Source organism: Novosphingobium sp. FW305-C-111 (assembly GCF_058783565.1).
In genome coordinates, this window is the sequence record NZ_JBYSYP010000036.1 from 1 (window position 1) to 881 (window position 881).

At 60.6% G+C, this 881-nt stretch carries 1 protein-coding gene; it reads right to left on the bottom strand.

Translation table 11 applies throughout. The features are described from left to right. Positions 1–54: 54 nt before the first annotated feature. Positions 55–819 carry an IS6-like element IS6100 family transposase gene (locus tag AC3WLD_RS18820; RefSeq protein ID WP_001389365.1) on the bottom strand — a complete coding sequence of 255 codons (765 nt, stop codon included), beginning with the start codon at positions 817–819 and terminating at the stop codon, positions 55–57. Between the last annotated feature and the right edge of the window lie 62 nt (positions 820–881).

Sequence of the window (881 nt, forward strand, 5' to 3'; positions counted from 1 at the left end):
GGCTCTGTTGCAAAGATTGGCGGCAGTCAGAGGTAGGCTGTCGCTCTGCGCCGATCAGGCGGCTGCTGCGAAATGGTGGTTGAGCATGCCCATGGCCTCCGTCAGCGCCGAGGGCCCAATGCCAAAAGCTCTCTCCACAAGGCGCACCTCGCCCCTGATGCCGGGCTGCAGGCACCAGGGGCGAGCCTGTCCTTTGCGCAGGGCTCGCATGACTTCGAATCCCTTGATCGTGGCATAGGCCGTGGGGATCGATTTGAAACCGCGCACCGGCTTGATCAGTATCTTGAGCTTTCCGTGATCGGCCTCGATCACGTTATTGAGATACTTCACCTGCCGGTGGGCCGTCTCCCGGTCCAGCTTTCCTTCGCGCTTCAATTCGGTGATCGCTGCACCATAGCTCGGCGCTTTGTCGGTATTGAGCGTGGCAGGCTTTTCCCAGTGCTTCAGGCCTCGCAGGGCCTTGCCCAGGAACCGCTTCGCTGCCTTGGCGCTGCGGGTCGGCGACAGGTAGAAATCGATCGTGTCGCCCCGCTTGTCGACTGCCCGGTACAGGTAGGTCCACTTGCCCCGCACCTTGACGTAGGTTTCATCCAGGCGCCAGCTCGGATCAAAGCCACGCCGCCAGAACCAGCGCAGCCGCTTCTCCATCTCCGGGGCGTAGCACTGGACCCAGCGATAGATCGTCGTATGGTCGACCGAAATGCCGCGTTCCGCCAGCATTTCCTCAAGGTCGCGATAGCTGATCGGATAGCGACAATACCAGCGCACCGCCCACAGGATCACATCACCCTGGAAATGGCGCCACTTGAAATCCGTCATCGTTCCGTCCGTCCAATCTCCGCCAAGCATGCTCAAGCTTCACGATTTTTGCAACAGAGCCC